14 protein-coding genes are annotated in these 14,936 nt (G+C 63.4%); 10 read left to right on the top strand and 4 right to left on the bottom strand.

The features are described 5' to 3' along the window. Nucleotides 1-3 precede the first annotated feature (3 nt). The 4 genes from DXT88_RS08700 to DXT88_RS08685 form a co-directional block, all read right to left on the bottom strand. Nucleotides 4-1,056 (bottom strand): branched-chain amino acid ABC transporter permease, encoded by a 1,053-nt coding sequence (locus DXT88_RS08700; protein ID WP_265212740.1) that lies wholly within the window; start codon nt 1,054-1,056, stop codon nt 4-6. Nucleotides 1,057-1,232: 176 nt separating this feature from the next. Further along, nucleotides 1,233-3,287, bottom strand: a complete 2,055-nt coding sequence (gene paaZ / locus DXT88_RS08695; protein ID WP_265212738.1) for a phenylacetic acid degradation bifunctional protein PaaZ — start codon at nt 3,285-3,287, stop codon at nt 1,233-1,235. A gap of 146 nt (nt 3,288-3,433) precedes the next feature. After that, the gene (locus DXT88_RS08690) at nt 3,434-4,546 is read right to left on the bottom strand and encodes an ABC transporter substrate-binding protein (protein ID WP_265214107.1); all 1,113 of its coding nucleotides are present in this window, start codon (nt 4,544-4,546) and stop codon (nt 3,434-3,436) included. Nucleotides 4,547-4,745: 199 nt separating this feature from the next. Beyond that, nucleotides 4,746-5,387 carry a TetR/AcrR family transcriptional regulator gene (locus DXT88_RS08685; protein ID WP_016836356.1) on the bottom strand — a complete coding sequence of 214 codons (642 nt, stop codon included), beginning with the start codon at nt 5,385-5,387 and terminating at the stop codon, nt 4,746-4,748. A 390-nt stretch (nt 5,388-5,777) separates the two neighbouring features. Between DXT88_RS08685 and paaY the strand changes: the two genes are divergently transcribed. The 10 genes from paaY (at nt 5,778) to paaI (ending at nt 14,894) form a co-directional block, all read left to right on the top strand. After that, complete coding sequence (gene paaY / locus DXT88_RS08680; protein ID WP_265212737.1) at nt 5,778-6,380, top strand: phenylacetic acid degradation protein PaaY; 603 nt, start codon at nt 5,778-5,780, stop codon at nt 6,378-6,380. A gap of 126 nt (nt 6,381-6,506) precedes the next feature. After that, nucleotides 6,507-7,496, top strand: a complete 990-nt coding sequence (gene paaA / locus DXT88_RS08675; protein ID WP_029363969.1) for a 1,2-phenylacetyl-CoA epoxidase subunit PaaA — start codon at nt 6,507-6,509, stop codon at nt 7,494-7,496. Nucleotides 7,497-7,572: 76 nt separating this feature from the next. Beyond that, on the top strand, nt 7,573-7,857 hold the full coding sequence (paaB, locus tag DXT88_RS08670) for a 1,2-phenylacetyl-CoA epoxidase subunit PaaB (protein WP_016836359.1): 285 nt from the start codon (nt 7,573-7,575) through the stop codon (nt 7,855-7,857). Nucleotides 7,858-7,878: 21 nt separating this feature from the next. After that, entirely contained in the window at nt 7,879-8,631 is a 753-nt protein-coding gene (paaC, locus tag DXT88_RS08665; RefSeq protein ID WP_265212732.1) for a 1,2-phenylacetyl-CoA epoxidase subunit PaaC, read from the top strand. Beyond that, entirely contained in the window at nt 8,628-9,185 is a 558-nt protein-coding gene (gene paaD, locus DXT88_RS08660) for a 1,2-phenylacetyl-CoA epoxidase subunit PaaD (RefSeq protein WP_265212730.1), read from the top strand. Before paaC ends, paaD begins: the two co-directional genes overlap by 4 nt. A gap of 41 nt (nt 9,186-9,226) precedes the next feature. Further along, nucleotides 9,227-10,300, top strand: coding sequence for a 1,2-phenylacetyl-CoA epoxidase subunit PaaE (gene paaE / locus DXT88_RS08655; protein WP_265212728.1), 1,074 nt, complete (start codon nt 9,227-9,229; stop codon nt 10,298-10,300). A 56-nt stretch (nt 10,301-10,356) separates the two neighbouring features. Next, nucleotides 10,357-12,015 carry a phenylacetic acid degradation protein PaaN gene (gene paaN, locus DXT88_RS08650; RefSeq protein WP_265212726.1) on the top strand — a complete coding sequence of 553 codons (1,659 nt, stop codon included), beginning with the start codon at nt 10,357-10,359 and terminating at the stop codon, nt 12,013-12,015. A gap of 17 nt (nt 12,016-12,032) precedes the next feature. Continuing rightward, entirely contained in the window at nt 12,033-12,824 is a 792-nt protein-coding gene (gene paaG / locus DXT88_RS08645) for a 2-(1,2-epoxy-1,2-dihydrophenyl)acetyl-CoA isomerase PaaG (RefSeq protein WP_265212725.1), read from the top strand. A 2-nt stretch (nt 12,825-12,826) separates the two neighbouring features. Continuing rightward, on the top strand, nt 12,827-14,371 hold the full coding sequence (gene paaH, locus DXT88_RS08640) for a 3-hydroxyacyl-CoA dehydrogenase PaaH (protein WP_265212723.1): 1,545 nt from the start codon (nt 12,827-12,829) through the stop codon (nt 14,369-14,371). After that, nucleotides 14,364-14,894, top strand: coding sequence for a hydroxyphenylacetyl-CoA thioesterase PaaI (gene paaI / locus DXT88_RS08635; RefSeq protein ID WP_265212721.1), 531 nt, complete (start codon nt 14,364-14,366; stop codon nt 14,892-14,894). The genes paaH and paaI overlap by 8 nt, the downstream gene beginning before the upstream one ends. Nucleotides 14,895-14,936 lie beyond the last annotated feature (42 nt).

Raw genomic sequence — 14,936 nt, 5'->3', positions numbered from 1 at the left:
ACCTCAGGCTTCTTCATCGACGTGATTGCTGGTGAGCGAGCGCCACAGCAAGACGGGGATGATCACCGTGAAGACGATGAGGTCCTTGAACGAGCTTGCCCAGAACGAGGAGAAGCTCTCGATCAGGCCGACGCCGACCGCGCCGGCGGCGGCGATCGGATAACTGGCCAGGCCGCCGAAGATGGCGCCGACGAACCCCTTGAGCGCGATCAGGAAGCCCGATTCGTAGTTGATGATCGTGAACGGCGCGATCAGGATGCCGCACAGAGCACCGATGCCGGCGCTCAGCGTGAACGACAGCTTGCCGGCCTGGTTGGTGCCGATGCCGACCAGGCGTGCGCCGAGGCGATTGACGGCAGTGGCGCGCAGGGCTTTGCCCGACAGCGTGCGTTCAAAGTAGAAATAGATGCCGACGATCAGCGCGACCACGGTGCCGATCACGATCAGGCTCTGGCCCGAAACGGTCATCTCGCCGATGGCGAATTGCGCATCGGTGAAAGGCAAGGTGTTGGAGCCTTCCGGACCGAACATCAGTAGGCCCAGGCCGACCATCGCCAGATGCACGCCGAGCGAGACGATCAGCAGCACCAGGATGCTGGCGTGCGCCAGCGGCTGATAGGCCAGGCGATACACCATCGGCCCCATCGGCACGACGATGGCCAAGGCCAGCGCGATCTGCAGCAGCATCGGCAAGTCCCTGAGCGGGACGTAGAGCGTGACGGCGTAGATGGCGATCGGGAACAGCAGGTATTTGCCGGCCAGCAGCGGCAATTGACCGAGCAGCTTGCCGCGGCGGTCGGCGCGGCGCAGGCTGCCGGCCAGTTCGCACAGGATGGTCGCCACGCCCAGCACCACCATCAGCAGCGCGCTCTGCGGTGCATGGCCGGCTTGAATTGCCGCCAGGGTCAGTGCGCCGAAGGCGACGAATTCGCCTTGCGGCAACAAGATGACTCGCGTCACCGAAAAAACCAGTACCAATGCCAGCGACAGCAAGGCGTAAATTGCGCCCGTCGTAATGCCGTCTTGCACCAGGACCGCAAAGATACTTGCGTCCACGTCCATCCTCCCTTGGTTGCATGGCGGCAGGCGCGCGCCGTGCAGATTGAAATAGTGTGTCGAAGGCGAGCCTTCCGCCCTGCGTGCGCGTTCCCGGAAAACCGGGAGCGCTGCCGCAGGCTTTTTGTTATTGGATATTGCCGGGTATTGCCGGATATTGCCGGGTATTACCGGTATTAATTCTTCTTGGCGACCAGCGTCAGGATGTCGTACGAGGCCACCAGTTCACCGTCCTGGTTGGTCACTTCGACGTCCCATGCGACCACGCCCTGGCCGACGCCGTTGACGTCTTTCTTGTTGCGGTCGATCTTGCGCTTGCAGGTCAGGCGTGCGCGGATGGTGTCGCCGATGCCGACCGGCTTGACGAAGCGCAGCGTGTCCAGGCCGTAGTTGGCCAGCACCGGCCCCGGGGCCGGCGAGACGAACAGCCCGGCGGCGGCCGACAGCACGAAGTAGCCGTGCGCGATGCGCTTGCCGAACGGCGACTCCTTGGCGGCGATCTCGTCGAAGTGCATGTAGAAATAGTCGCCCGACAGGCCGCCGAAGTTGACGATGTCGGCTTCGCTGACGGTACGGCGATGGGTCAGCAGCGAGTCGCCGATCTGCAGGTCTTCGAAGTGATGGCGGAACGGATGGATGTCGGACTCGCGCACGGCAGCGCCGCGCACGTGTTCGCCGGTAACGGCGGCCAGCATGGTCGGCGAACCTTGCACCGCGGCGCGTTGCAGGTAGTGCTTTACGGCGCGCGCGCCGCCCAGCTCCTCACCGCCGCCGGCACGACCGGGGCCGCCGTGCTTGAGTTGCGGCAACGGTGAACCGTGGCCGGTGGATTCCACCGCCGCTTCGCGGTCGAGGATCAGCAAACGTCCATGCCATGCGGCGGCAATCGGGATCGCTTTGGCGGCGACCTTGGGGTCGTGCGTCACGAGGCTGCCGACCAGGCTGCCGCGACCGCGTGCAGCCAGGTCCAGCGCGCCGTCGAAATCGTCATAGGCGATCAGCGTGCTGACCGGGCCGAAGGCCTCGACGTCATGCACCGCCGGATTGGCGACGCCGTCGCGGCACAGCAGCAGCGTCGGCGCGAAGAAAGCGCCGTCGCCGACCGCATCGCCGACCGGATTGAAGCCGTCGCCAGCGCCGAAGATCTGTTCATTGCCGGCCTTGAGCAAGGCCAGGCGTTCTGCAACGTCATGCTGTTGCGCCTTGGAGGCCAGCGGCCCCATGCGCACCTGTTCCAGCGACGGATCGCCGACCACGGTCTTGGCCAGGCGTGCGCGCAAGCGTTCGGCGACGGCGTCGATGTGTTGGCGCGGCACGATGGCGCGACGGATCGCGGTGCACTTCTGGCCGGCCTTGGTGGTCATTTCGCGCGCCACTTCCTTGACGAACAGATCAAACTCTTCGTCATCCGGCGTGACGTCGGGGCCGAGGATGGCGCAGTTGAGCGAATCGGCTTCGGCGTTGAACGGAACGGAATTGCGGATCAGGTTCGGATGCACGCGCAGCTTGGCGGCGGTGTCGGCCGAACCGGTGAAGGTGACCACGTCCTGGCCCAGCATGCGCTCCAGCAGGTCGCCGGTGCCGCCGATGATCAGTTGCAGGCTGCCGGCCGGCAGCAGGCCGGAGGCGTTGATCAGGCGTACCGCGGCTTCGGTCAGGTAGCTGGTGGCGGTAGCCGGCTTGATCAGACACGGCATGCCGGCGAGGAAGGTCGGCGCGAATTTTTCGAGCATGCCCCAGACCGGGAAATTGAAGGCGTTGATGTGCACGGCGACGCCGCCGCGCGGCACCAGGATGTGCGTGCCGGCGAACTTGCCCTGCTTGCCCAGCGGGATGGCCGGACCTTCGTGCACCAGGTTGCCGGACGGGAATTCGTTGCCGCCCACGCTGGCGTAGGCGAACAAGGTGCCGGAACCGCCCTCGATGTCGATCCAGCTGTCGGCGCGCGTGGCGCCGGTATGCGCGGAGACGGCGTAGAGCTGTTCCTTGTGTTCGTTGAGGTATTTGGCGAGCGCGCGCAGGATGCCCGCGCGCTGCTGGAAATCGAGCTTCAGCAATGCCGGCAATCCCTGCTTGCGCGCATAGGTCACGGCTTCGTCGAAGTCGATGCTTTCGGCATGCGTGGAGGCGATGAGACGGCCGTTGACGGCGCTGTTGAGCGGCGTCGCGGCGGTGGTACCGATCCAGCGGCCGCCGATGTAGCTTTGCAAGAGTGTGGATTGTGCTGTCATTGCTGTTTCCGTTATCTTCGAAAATGCTGGGCTGCTGATACTGCAGATACTGCAGCGATGGCAAAAACGGCAGGGCGCCGATGTAAGCCGCACCTCAGCCGCCCTGCCCGTTTCATGTCATCGCATTACCGATGGAGATGTTGCGCTTATGGTTGGTACTTCCATGCGCCGTTGACGATCTTCACCATCACCGAGGCGCGTTGATCCAGGCCGAGGTGGTCGGTGGCCGACATGTTGTAGACGCCGTGCACGCCGTTGACATTTTTGGAGGCTTCCAGCGCGTCGCGCAGCGCGGCACGGAATTCCGGCGTACCGGGCTTGCCCTTCTTCAGCGCTTCCGGCGCGGCGGCTTGCAGCAGCAGGCCGGCGTCCCAGGCATAGCCGCCGAACAGCGAGACGCTATCCTTGCCGTGTATCGCCTCGTACTTGGCGGTGTAGCCCAGGGCCACCTTGCGGATCGGGTTGTCGGCCGGCAGTTGCGCCGCCACCAGCACGGGGCCGGCCGGCAGCAGGGTGTTGTCCAGCAGCTTGCCGCCCACGCGCAGGAAGTCGGAATTGGCTACGCCGTGGGTCTGGTAGATCAGGCCCTTGTAGCCGCGTTCGGCCAAGGCGCGCTGCGGCACCACGGCCGGCGTGCCGGAACCGGCGATCAGGATCGCATCGGGCTTGGCCGACATCAGCTTCAAGGCTTGCGCGGTGGCCGAGGTATCGTTGCGTGCAAAACGTTCGTTGGCCACGACTTCAACCTTCTTCAAGGCCGCGGCCTTGCTGAATTCGCTATACCAGCCTTCGCCGTAGGCATCCGCAAAACCGACGAAGCCGACACGCTTGATGCCGCGCGCAACCATGTCCTGCACGATCGCCAGCGACATCATGATGTCGTTCTGCGGAGTCTTGAAGACCCATTTCTTTTTCGCGTCCATCGGTTCGACGATGCGTGCCGAGGCGGCTAGCGAAATCATCGGCGTCTGCGCTTCGGCGACCACTTCGATCATCGACAGCGAGTTCGGCGACACGGTCGAGCCGATGATCAGGTCGACGTTGTTTTCGGAGATGAAGCGGCGGGTGTTCTTGACCGCCTGGGTGGTGTCAGACGCGTCGTCCAGCACGATGTAATTCACTTTTTGGCCGGCGATGGTGGTCGGCAGCAAGGCGATGGTGTTCTTTTCGGGGATGCCCAGCGACGCGGCCGGACCGGTGGTCGAGAGGGTCACGCCGACGTTGATGTCGGCTTGCGCTGCGCCGGCGCAGGCCAGCATTGCCAACGCAACCGACGTGGTCAGGGCGTTGAGTTTTTGGACGAATTTCACTTGCTGTCTCCTTGGTTGATTTTCTGGTCACTTCCTGCTGCCTCACTTGCTTGCAGTGCTTGCAGCGCCCTGCCCGGATGAAACGGCTTGCAGCCGTCCCTCCCCGTCCCTTGCGCAGAAATGAGCAGCCCTCAACCTGGAGCTTTGTTCATTCCTGCCGTATTCTTTCCCCTGCTTCGGCCTGGCCGATGTCTTCCAGTCGCACTGCGCCGATGCCGCCGAACAACAGGTCCGACACCACCATCGCCATGCGCTCATGCGTCAGCCCGCCGTCGGGCTTGAGCCACATGAACATCCAGTTGATCATGCCGAACAACAGCATCGTCAACGGCTTGGCCATCTTGCTGGCATCCAGCTCGGGCCGCACGCCTATCATTGCCTGCGCCATGGCCCCAACCACCTTGCGCTCCCCGGCGAAGATGCGCTGCTGGTCTTCCTCTTTCAGGAAGCGCACATCTTCGGTCAGCACCCGATGCTCGTTCTGGGCATCGGCGTATTCCTCGACGAATCGCTGCACCATCAGGCGCAGGCGCGGTTCCGGCGCCAGGTCCTGCTGCGCCACTTCATCGACCAGAGCGCACAGGCGCTCGATATGGCCTTCGCAGATAAACATCAGCAACTGATATTTGTCCGACATGTAGTGATACAGCGACGCCTTCGACAGACCGCAAGCTTCCGCCACTTCATTCATCGACGTGCCGGGAAAACCATTACGCGCGAACAAGGTTGCCGCTTGCTCGATGATCAGGTCGCGCTGGTTATCAAATCCTGCTGCACGCTTGCGTGGCATGGTTTTATTCCTTTCAACAATTTCCAAGAAGCCGTGATTGTGCCGTAAATCGGGCCCAATTCAGCCTCACCTGCCGCTCTCACCGGCTTGCATTCACTCGTCGCTGCGCAAGTTCGTGCTGGCATTCCGGCATGTCGCGACATGCTGAAAGAACGTCAAACTATCTCCCGACCGTTTTTACAATGGCTCGCTCTTCCGCTCTGGGCGCGGCTTTGGCGCGCACTCCCGCACGCCGTGGACGCAACACAAATAGCGAAAATAGTTCAAAACATTATTGACCGACCGGTCGGTTGAATTTATTATTAACCAAAATCGGATGCCAGGCAAATGTTTTTTACACCGCCCGGCCCCGCAAAAACAAAGCCGGAACACCCATCAAGGAGACGAGCAATGCCGTGTTATTCGATAGAAGGCGTGATCCCGGTGGTGGATCCCAGCGCCTACGTTCATCCGACCGCCGTATTGATCGGCGACGTGATCGTCGGACCGGATTGCTATATAGGACCGGCCGCCTGCCTGCGCGGCGATTTCGGCCGCATCGTCATGCATCGCGGCGCCAACGTGCAGGACACCTGCGTGGTGCATGGCTTCCCCGCGCATGACACGGTGATCGAGGAAAACGGCCACATCGGCCACGGCGCCGTACTGCACAGCTGCATCGTGCGCCGCGACGCGCTGGTCGGCATGAATGCAGTGGTGATGGACGACGCCGAAGTCGGCGAAGAAGCCATTGTCGCCGCCAGCGCCTTCATCCGCGCCGGCATGAAAGTGCCGCCGCGCTCGCTGGCTGCCGGCGTTCCGGCCAAGATCCTGCGCGAACTGACCGAGCAGGAAATCGCCTGGAAACGCGAAGGCACGCATACCTATCAGGACCTGACCAAGCGTTGCCTGGCCAGCATGAAGGAAGTCCAGCCGTTGCAAGAAATCGAAGCCGATCGCCCGAAGTTGAAAGCGCCCGCGGTGGAGCCGCTGATTGCGGCAAAGAGAAACTGAAGCCTCACCCTGTTTAGAAACAAGCAGTCGCGCCGCAGCGAATCACAGATCAACTCGCAGATCAACTCGCAGATCGGATCATCGATCACCGCTCGCGGCACTATCACCTCAGTGGAGATGAACATCATGTATGCACAACTGGTAGAAACCGGACTCAAGAACGTGCGCTCGGCCGACGAAATGAGCGAGGAAGAACGCGCCTTCCAGGCGCGCATCGACGACGGCGTCAAGATCGAGCCGAAAGACTGGATGCCGGACGCCTATCGCAAGACGCTGATCCGCCAGGTGTCGCAACACGCGCACTCGGAGATCGTCGGCCAATTGCCGGAGGCGAACTGGGTCACGCGCGCCCCGACGCTGGAGCGCAAGGCCGTGCTGCTGGCCAAGATCCAGGATGAAGCCGGTCATGGCCTGTATCTGTACAGCGCCGCCGAAACCCTCGGCGTGACGCGCGATCAGTTGCTGGCCGACCTGCATTCGGGCAAGGCCAAGTATTCCAGCATCTTCAATTACCCGACGCTGTCGTGGGCCGACATGGGCGCCATCGGCTGGCTCGTCGACGGCTCCGCGATCATCAACCAGATCCCGCTGTGCCGCTGCTCCTACGGTCCGTATGCGCGCGCCATGGTGCGCGTCTGCAAGGAAGAATCCTTCCATGCGCGCCAGGGCTACGACATCATGATGTCGCTGTGCAAGGGCACGCCGGAACAGAAACAGATGGCGCAGGATGCGCTCAACCGCTGGTGGTGGCCGTCGCTGATGATGTTCGGCCCGTCCGACGCCGCCTCGGTCAACAGCGCGCAGTCCGCGCAATGGCGCATCAAGCTGTTCTCCAACGATGAACTGCGCCAGCGCATGGTCGACCAGACCGTGCCGCAAGCCGAATACCTCGGCCTGACCGTCCCCGATCCGGACCTCAAATGGAACGAGGAAACCGGCCGCTACGATTTCGGCGCGATCGACTGGGAAGAATTCCACAACGTCCTGCGCGGCAACGGCCCTTGCAATCGCGAGCGCCTGCAGACGCGCAAGAAGGCCTACGACGACGGCGCATGGTTCCGCGATGCGCTGGTCGCCCACGCCGACAAAAAACAGACGGCACAAGCCGCCGCATAAGTACCTATCCAATACAACACAGCCATGACCGGCCACCTGTTTGCAGTGCGGCCGGTCCAGTCCAAAGGAAGAGATGATGAGTAAAGAATGGCCGCTATGGGAAGTTTTCATCCGCAGTCAGCACGGCCTGGCGCACAAGCACGTCGGCAGCCTGCACGCGCCTGACGCCGAGATGGCGATCAACAATGCGCGCGACGTCTACACCCGCCGCAACGAAGGCGTCGGCATCTGGGTGGTGCGCGCCGCCGATATCGTCTCCAGCAGCCCGGGCGACAAGGTCGCGCTGTTCGAGCCGGCCAACAACAAGGTGTATCGCCACCCGACCTTCTTCCCGATGCCGGAAGAAGTGAAGAACCTCTAACCTTGCGCTCAGGAAATCGGCATGTCAGATAAAGCAACTTATGTACGCCGCCTCGGCGACAACGCGCTGATCCTCAGCCAGCGCCTGTCCGAGTGGTGCGGCAAGGGTCCCGCCCTGGAAGAAGATATGGCCTTGACCAACGTCGCCCTGGACCTGATCGGCCAGGCGCGGCTGTGGCTGTCGTATGCCGCAGAACTGGAAGGCGCCGGCCGCAACGAAGATCAGTTGGCCTTCCTGCGTGACGCGCATCAGTTCAGCAACGTGCTGCTGGTCGAACAACCCAACGGCAACTACGCCGACACGCTGGTGCGCCAGTTCTTCTTCGACGCGGCGCATTATTTCCTGCTGGAAGCGCTGACGACCTCGACCGATCCTCGCATCGCCGGGATCGCGCAAAAGTCGATCAAGGAAGTGACCTATCACGTGCGCCGCAGCGGCGACCTGATCGTGCGCCTCGGCGACGGCACCGAACTGAGCCATCGCATGGTGCAGCAGGCTGTGGATTACCTGTGGCCTTATACCGGCGAACTGTTCAGCAGCGACGCCGCCGATCAGGCGGTGATCCAGGAAGGCGCGGCGCCTGCAACCGAGGCGATCCGCGCGCAATGGCTGCAGCACGTGCAGGAAATCCTGACCGAAGCGACGCTGCAGACGCCGCCGGCCGACGCCTGGATGCAAAGCGGCGGCAAGCAAGGCAAGCACACCGAACACCTCGGCTTCCTGCTGGCGGAAATGCAGTTCCTGCAACGCGCCTATCCCGGAGCAACCTGGTGATCGCGAGCGCTTCCAGCCTGTCGACCGAGCAGCTCCAGGAACAGATCTGGAGCTGGCTGCACCTGGTCCCCGATCCTGAAATCCCAGTGATTTCGGTGGTGGACCTGGGCATCGTGCGCGACGTGCAAGTCAGCACCAGCACTGGCAAGAGCGCGGACGACGAGCAGGAAGTGCAATGCACCATCGTGATCACCCCGACCTATTCCGGCTGCCCCGCCATGCAGGTGATTTCCCAGGAGATCGTCGCGGTGCTGGCGCAGCACGGCGTTGCCGGCGTCGCCATCCAGACCCGGCTGTCGCCGGCCTGGAGCACCGACTGGATGAGCGAGCACGGCAAGAGCCAGCTCAAGGGTTACGGCATCGCGCCGCCGGCGCAACAGGTGATCGACATCAGCGGCATCAGCCGCAAGCGCTTGCAGGCGCCCAAGGTGGCCTGCCCGCATTGCGGCTCGATGCACACCGTCGTGGTCAGCCAGTTCGGTTCAACCTCCTGCAAATCCCTGTACCAGTGCAAGGATTGCCTGGAGCCGTTCGATTATTTCAAAGCCCATTGATCCTTCAACAGGCGCCTCAGCACATCAGGCAGACACCCATCATGAGCAAATTTTATCCTCTGACCGTCGGCAACGTGAAGAACGAAACCCGCGACACCATCGTCGTATCGTTCGACGTGCCGGCCGAACTCAAAGAGACCTTCCAGTACCAGCAGGGCCAGCACCTGACGCTGCGCTCCGAGATCAATGGCGAAGACCTGCGCCGCTCCTACTCGATCTGCTCGGCGGTGCAGGACGACCAGCTGCGCGTGGCGATCAAGCGCACGCAAGGCGGCGTCTTTTCGACCTGGGCCAACGACACGCTCAAGCCGGGCCAGAGCCTGCAGGTGATGCCGCCGATGGGCCACTTCAACCTGCCGCTGGACGCCGCCAACCAGAAACATTACCTGGCCTTCGCCGCCGGCAGCGGCATCACGCCGATGCTGTCGATCATCAAGACCACGCTGCTGGCCGAACCGGGCAGCCGCTTCACGCTGGTCTACGGCAACCGCGCGTCGTCGTCGGTGATCTTCAAGGAAGAGCTGACCGACCTGAAGGACATCTACCTGGAACGCCTCAACGTGGTCTACGTCATGAGCCGCGAACAGCAGGATGTGGAGTTGTTCAACGGCCGCATCACGCGCGAGAAGTGCGACCAGTTCTTCAAGTCCTGGATTGATCTCGACGACATCGACGCCGCCTTCATCTGCGGCCCGGAAGAGATGCTCAACGCCGTCAGCGCATCGCTGCAGGCCAATGGCCTGGACAAGTCCGCCATCAAGGTAGAACTGTTCGCCGCCAGCATCCCCAAGCACAAAGCCGTGGCAGCGCGCCCGGTGGTCGGCAAGCAGGAATGCGAAGTCACCGTGATCGTCGACGGCTATCACACCGTCTTCACGATGGAGAAGGAAAAGGAATCGCTGCTGGACGCCGGCCTCAAGAACGGCATCGACATGCGCTACTCATGCAAGGGCGGCGTTTGCGCCACCTGCCGCTGCAAGATCGTCGAAGGCAAGGTCGACATGGACGCCAACTACTGCCTGGAAGACTATGAAATCGCACGCGGCTTTGTCCTGAGCTGCCAGAGCTTCCCGGTCACCGACAAGCTGCTGATCGACTTCGACCAGGACAACTGATCGCGTTGATCCTAGCTGACCCAAAGTCGACCACACACAATCATTCAGGAGACCACATGTCGACCACCTTCTTTGAACGCCACCGCGCCACGCTGGACAAAGCCGTGCAAGCCATCGGCGAACGCGGCTACTGGAGCCCGTACAGCGAAAGCCCGAGCCCGCGCGTCTACGGCGAAACCGCCGCCGACGACGGCAAGGCCGCTTACGATGCGCGCCTGAACCGCCCATTTGAAATCGACCAGGCCGGCACCACCGGCCGCATTGGCAGCGAAGTCTCCCCTTACGGCCCGGCGCTCGGCATCACCTATCCGAAGGCTGACATTGATCAGTTGTTGCAAGGCGTGGCCGCCGCCGGCGTCGCCTGGCGCAAGGCCGGACCGGAAGTCTGGGCCGGCGTGGCGCTGGAAATCGTCGCCCGCCTGAATGCCCGCAGCTTCGAAATCGCCCATGCAGTCATGCACACCACCGGCCAGGCCTACATGATGTCGTTCCAGGCCGGCGGCCCGCACGCACAAGACCGTGCCGTCGAAGCGATCGCCTACGCCTGGCAGGAAACCAGCCGCATCCCGGCCGGCGCGCATTGGGAAAAACCGCAGGGCAAGCACGACCCGCTGAAGATGCAAAAGAGCTTCCGCATCGTGCCGCGCGGCATCGGCCTGGTGATCGGCTGCTGCACCTTCCCTACCTGGAACAGCTATCCCGGCCTGTTCGCCGACCTGGCGACCGGCAACACCGTGATCGTCAAACCGCATCCGGGTGCGATCCTGCCGCTGGCGATCACCGTCGAGATCGCGCGTGCTGTCATCGCCGAAGCCGGCTACAACCCCGACGTCGTCACCTTGGTCGCGCATGAAGCTGGCGACAAGGTCGCCACTGAACTGGCGCTGCGCCCCGAGATCAAGCTGATCGACTTCACCGGCAGTTCCGCCAACGGCAACTGGCTGGAGCGCAATGCGGTGCAGGCACAGGTCTTCACCGAAAAGTCCGGCGTCAACCAGATCGTCATCGACTCGACCGCCGACTTCAAGGGCATGGCGCGCAATATCGCTTTCTCGCTGGTGCTGTACTCCGGCCAGATGTGCACCACGCCGCAGAACATCTATATCCCGAAAGATGGGATAGCCACCGCCGAAGGCCACGTGAGCTTTGATGCCGTAGTGGCTGCAATCGGCGAGGCGATCAGAAAATTGACCGGCGATCCGGTCAAGGCGGTGGAACTGCTGGGCGCGATCCAGAATACCTCCGTGCTCGATCGCATCGAGGCGGCGCGCAAGATGGGCGAGGTCGTGCTCGACAGCATGCCGCTGCAGCATCCGCAATTCCCCGAGGCGCGCATCCGTACTCCGCTGCTGGTGAAGACGGCCGGCGGCAAGGCCGTGACGGAAGAATTCTTCGGCCCGATCTCGTTCGCGGTCGCCACCGACAGCACGGCCGAGAGCATCAGGCTGGCCGAGCAAACCGTACGCGAGCATGGCGCGCTGACGCTGTCGGCCTACACCACCGACGCCGCCGTCAAGGAAGCACTGGGCGACGCCGCCGCCGAAGCCGGCGTGGCGTTGTCGCTGAACCTGACCGGCGGCGTGTTCGTCAATCAGTCGGCGGCCTTCAGCGACTTCCACGGCACCGGCGCCAATCCGGCCGCCAACGCCGCGCTGGCCGATACGGCCTTTGTCGCCGGCCGTTTCCGCGCGGTGCAGACCCGCGAACCTGTCTAACCAGTTAGGAATCCGCCATGCAATACGAATCCATCCTGTTTGAAAACACCGACGGCGTCGCCGTCATCACGCTGAACCGGCCCGACAAGCTCAACAGCTTCACGGTCGCCATGCATCTGGAAGTGCGCGATGCGCTCGACAAGATCGCCGCCGATCCGCGCGTGCGCGTCTTGCTGCTGACCGGCGCCGGACGCGGCTTCTGCGCCGGGCAAGACTTGTCCGACCGCGCGGTGAAGCCGGGCGACGGCGCCGTCGATCTGGGTGAATCGGTGGAGAAATACTACGGCCCGCTGGTGCAGACATTGCGCGCCCTGCCCTTCCCGGTGATCTGTGCGGTCAACGGCGTGGCGGCGGGCGCCGGCGCGAATATTCCGCTGGCGTGCGACATCGTGCTGGCGGCGCGTTCGGCCAGTTTCGTTGAAGTGTTCTGCAAGCTGGGCCTGCTGCCGGACACCGGTGGCACCTATTTCCTGCCGCGCCTGGTCGGCACTGCGCGCGCGATGGGGCTGGCGATGCTGGGCAACAAGCTGAGCGCGGAACAAGCCGAGCAATGGGGCCTGATCTGGAAATGCATCGACGACGACAAATTGCAAACCGAAGCGCGCGCCATGGCGCAACATTTCGCCACCGCGCCGACCAAGGGTCTGGCGCACACCAAGGCGGCGATCCATCAGAGCCCGGCCAATACGCTGACCGAACAGCTGGCGCTGGAACGCGACAGCATGCGCGCACTCGGCTACAGCCGCGACTACAAGGAGGGCGTCACGGCCTTCCTTGAAAAGCGCGCGCCGCTGTTCACCGGAGAATGAGCATGTCCGGCAGCAATCATCCCAAAGCGTTGGCCCCTTCCCGCACCGTTGCCGTCATCGGCAGCGGCGCCATGGGCGCCGGCATCGCGCAAGTGGCGGCGGCAGCCGGCTACAGCGTGCAGCTGTTCGACACGCGCGCCGAAGCGGTGGCGAAAGCCATCGCCGACATCGGCGGCATGTTCGACAAGCTGGCCGGCAAGGGTCGCATGACGGCCGACCAAGCGCGCGCCGCCACGGCACGCTTGCGCCCGGCGGCGGCCTTGTCCGAGCTGGCCGAAGCCGGCCTGGTGGTCGAAGCCATCGTCGAAAACCTCGACGTCAAACGCAAGCTGTTCGCCGACCTGGAAGCCGTGGTCGCGGACGATTGCATCTTCGCCAGCAACACTTCTTCGATTTCCATCACCAGCATCGGTGCGGCGCTGCGGTTGCCGCAACGGCTGGTGGGCATGCATTTCTTCAACCCGGTGCCGTTGATGGCGCTGGTCGAAATCATCAGCGGCCTGGCCAGCGATGCGGCCGTGGCCGAGTGCGTGTACGACACCGCGCTGGCCTGGGGCAAGAATCCGGTGCACACCAAATCGACGCCGGGCTTCATCGTCAACCGCGTGGCGCGTCCGTATTACGCCGAAGCGCTGCGCATCCTCAACGAACAAGCGGCCGGGCCGGCCACCATCGACGCCATCCTGCGCGAAGCCGGCGGCTTCCGCATGGGACCGTTCGAGCTGATGGACCTGATCGGCCATGATGTCAATTTTGCGGTGACGCAATCGGTATTCCATGCCTACTTCACCGATCCGCGCTTCACGCCGTCGCTGATCCAGCAGGAACTGGTCAATGCCGGTTTCCTCGGACGCAAGAGCGGGCGCGGCTTCTATCGCTACGGCGCGGATGCCGTTGCGCCGACGCCGGCTACGGAAGCTGCGGTTGAGCATGCGTCACAAATGGTGCAGTTGTCCGGCACCGGCCCGCTGGCCGAGGCGCTAGCCGCACGACTGGGCAACGTCAGCGTCGAGCGCAGCAGCACACCCGGCGCTGATGATGCGGTGCTCCAGTGCGGCAGCGCCCGCGCCTATCTGACCGACGGCCGCAGCGCCACCCGGCGCGCCGCCGACAACCGTCACGCCGATACCGTGCTGATCGACCTCGCATTGGACTTCAGCAAGGCCACGCGCGTGGCAGTGACGCGCGCCGATCAATGCAGCGATGCCGCCTATTTCTCCATTGTTGCGTTGCTGCAGGCGGCCGGCTTTGCCGTTTCGCGCCTGGACGATGTGCCGGGCATGGCGGTCATGCGTACTGTGGCGATGCTTGCCAACGAAGCCGCCGATACCGTCAACCAGGGCGTGTGCAGCGCCGCCGACGCCGACATGGCGATGCAGAAAGGCGTCAACTATCCGCGCGGGCCGCTGGCCTGGGCCGACGCCATCGGACTCGATACCGTCGCCGAAGTGCTGTCGCACCTGGCCGCCGCCTATGGCGAAGACCGCTATCGCGTGTCGCCGCTGATCATGAGAAAAACCGCAAGCAAAGGACAGTTCCATGCCTGAATCAATCATCAACGCTGCCGCTACCGTTGCCTCCCCTGTTGCCCTGAACCCTGAAGAAGCGCAGGCCCTGGCCGAAGCCACCGCCAAGTCCATGTACGCGCGCGACAACGCCACGCAGGCGCTGGGCATGAAGATCCATGAAGTACGTCCCGGCTATGCGCGCTTGTCGATGCTGGTGCGTTCGGACATGCTCAACGGTCACGCGTCCTGCCACGGCGGATTCATCTTTGCGCTGGCCGACAGCGCGTTCGCGTTTTCGTGCAACAGCCGCAACCAGGCCACGGTCGCGTCCGGCTGCAGCATCGAGTACCTGGCGCCCGGCGCGGTCAACGACGTGCTGACGGCGGAAGCCATCGAACAATCGCTGGCGGGACGCACCGGCGTCTACGACATCACCGTCACCAACCAGGACGGCAAGCGCATTGCGCTGTTCCGCGGCAAGTCGTATCGCATCAAGGGCGAAGTCATCGCCGGGTTCGACGCGACGGCCCTGGCGAAAAATGCAGCTGTGCCTGTGTCCTGAACATTTGAACATCGCCACAAGCACCGATTTAAAAGCGCCCAT

Origin of the sequence: Herbaspirillum lusitanum (assembly GCF_026127345.1) — a bacterium.
GTDB classification, from domain to species: domain Bacteria; phylum Pseudomonadota; class Gammaproteobacteria; order Burkholderiales; family Burkholderiaceae_D; genus Herbaspirillum; species Herbaspirillum lusitanum.
Note: the sequence above shows the minus strand (reverse complement) of the source record. Positions and strands in the feature narration are given on the sequence as shown.

Coding starts and splice junctions, on each gene's coding strand:
- paaZ (WP_265212738.1), bottom strand. CDS start 3,287: ATGACAGCACAATCCACACTCTTGCAAAGCTACATCGGCGGCCGCTGG.
- DXT88_RS08690 (WP_265214107.1), bottom strand. CDS start 4,546: ATGCTGGCCTGCGCCGGCGCAGCGCAAGCCGACATCAACGTCGGCGTG.
- DXT88_RS08685 (WP_016836356.1), bottom strand. CDS start 5,387: ATGCCACGCAAGCGTGCAGCAGGATTTGATAACCAGCGCGACCTGATC.
- paaY (WP_265212737.1), top strand. CDS start 5,778: ATGCCGTGTTATTCGATAGAAGGCGTGATCCCGGTGGTGGATCCCAGC.
- paaA (WP_029363969.1), top strand. CDS start 6,507: ATGTATGCACAACTGGTAGAAACCGGACTCAAGAACGTGCGCTCGGCC.
- paaB (WP_016836359.1), top strand. CDS start 7,573: ATGAGTAAAGAATGGCCGCTATGGGAAGTTTTCATCCGCAGTCAGCAC.
- paaC (WP_265212732.1), top strand. CDS start 7,879: ATGTCAGATAAAGCAACTTATGTACGCCGCCTCGGCGACAACGCGCTG.
- paaE (WP_265212728.1), top strand. CDS start 9,227: ATGAGCAAATTTTATCCTCTGACCGTCGGCAACGTGAAGAACGAAACC.
- paaN (WP_265212726.1), top strand. CDS start 10,357: ATGTCGACCACCTTCTTTGAACGCCACCGCGCCACGCTGGACAAAGCC.
- paaG (WP_265212725.1), top strand. CDS start 12,033: ATGCAATACGAATCCATCCTGTTTGAAAACACCGACGGCGTCGCCGTC.
- paaH (WP_265212723.1), top strand. CDS start 12,827: ATGTCCGGCAGCAATCATCCCAAAGCGTTGGCCCCTTCCCGCACCGTT.
- paaI (WP_265212721.1), top strand. CDS start 14,364: ATGCCTGAATCAATCATCAACGCTGCCGCTACCGTTGCCTCCCCTGTT.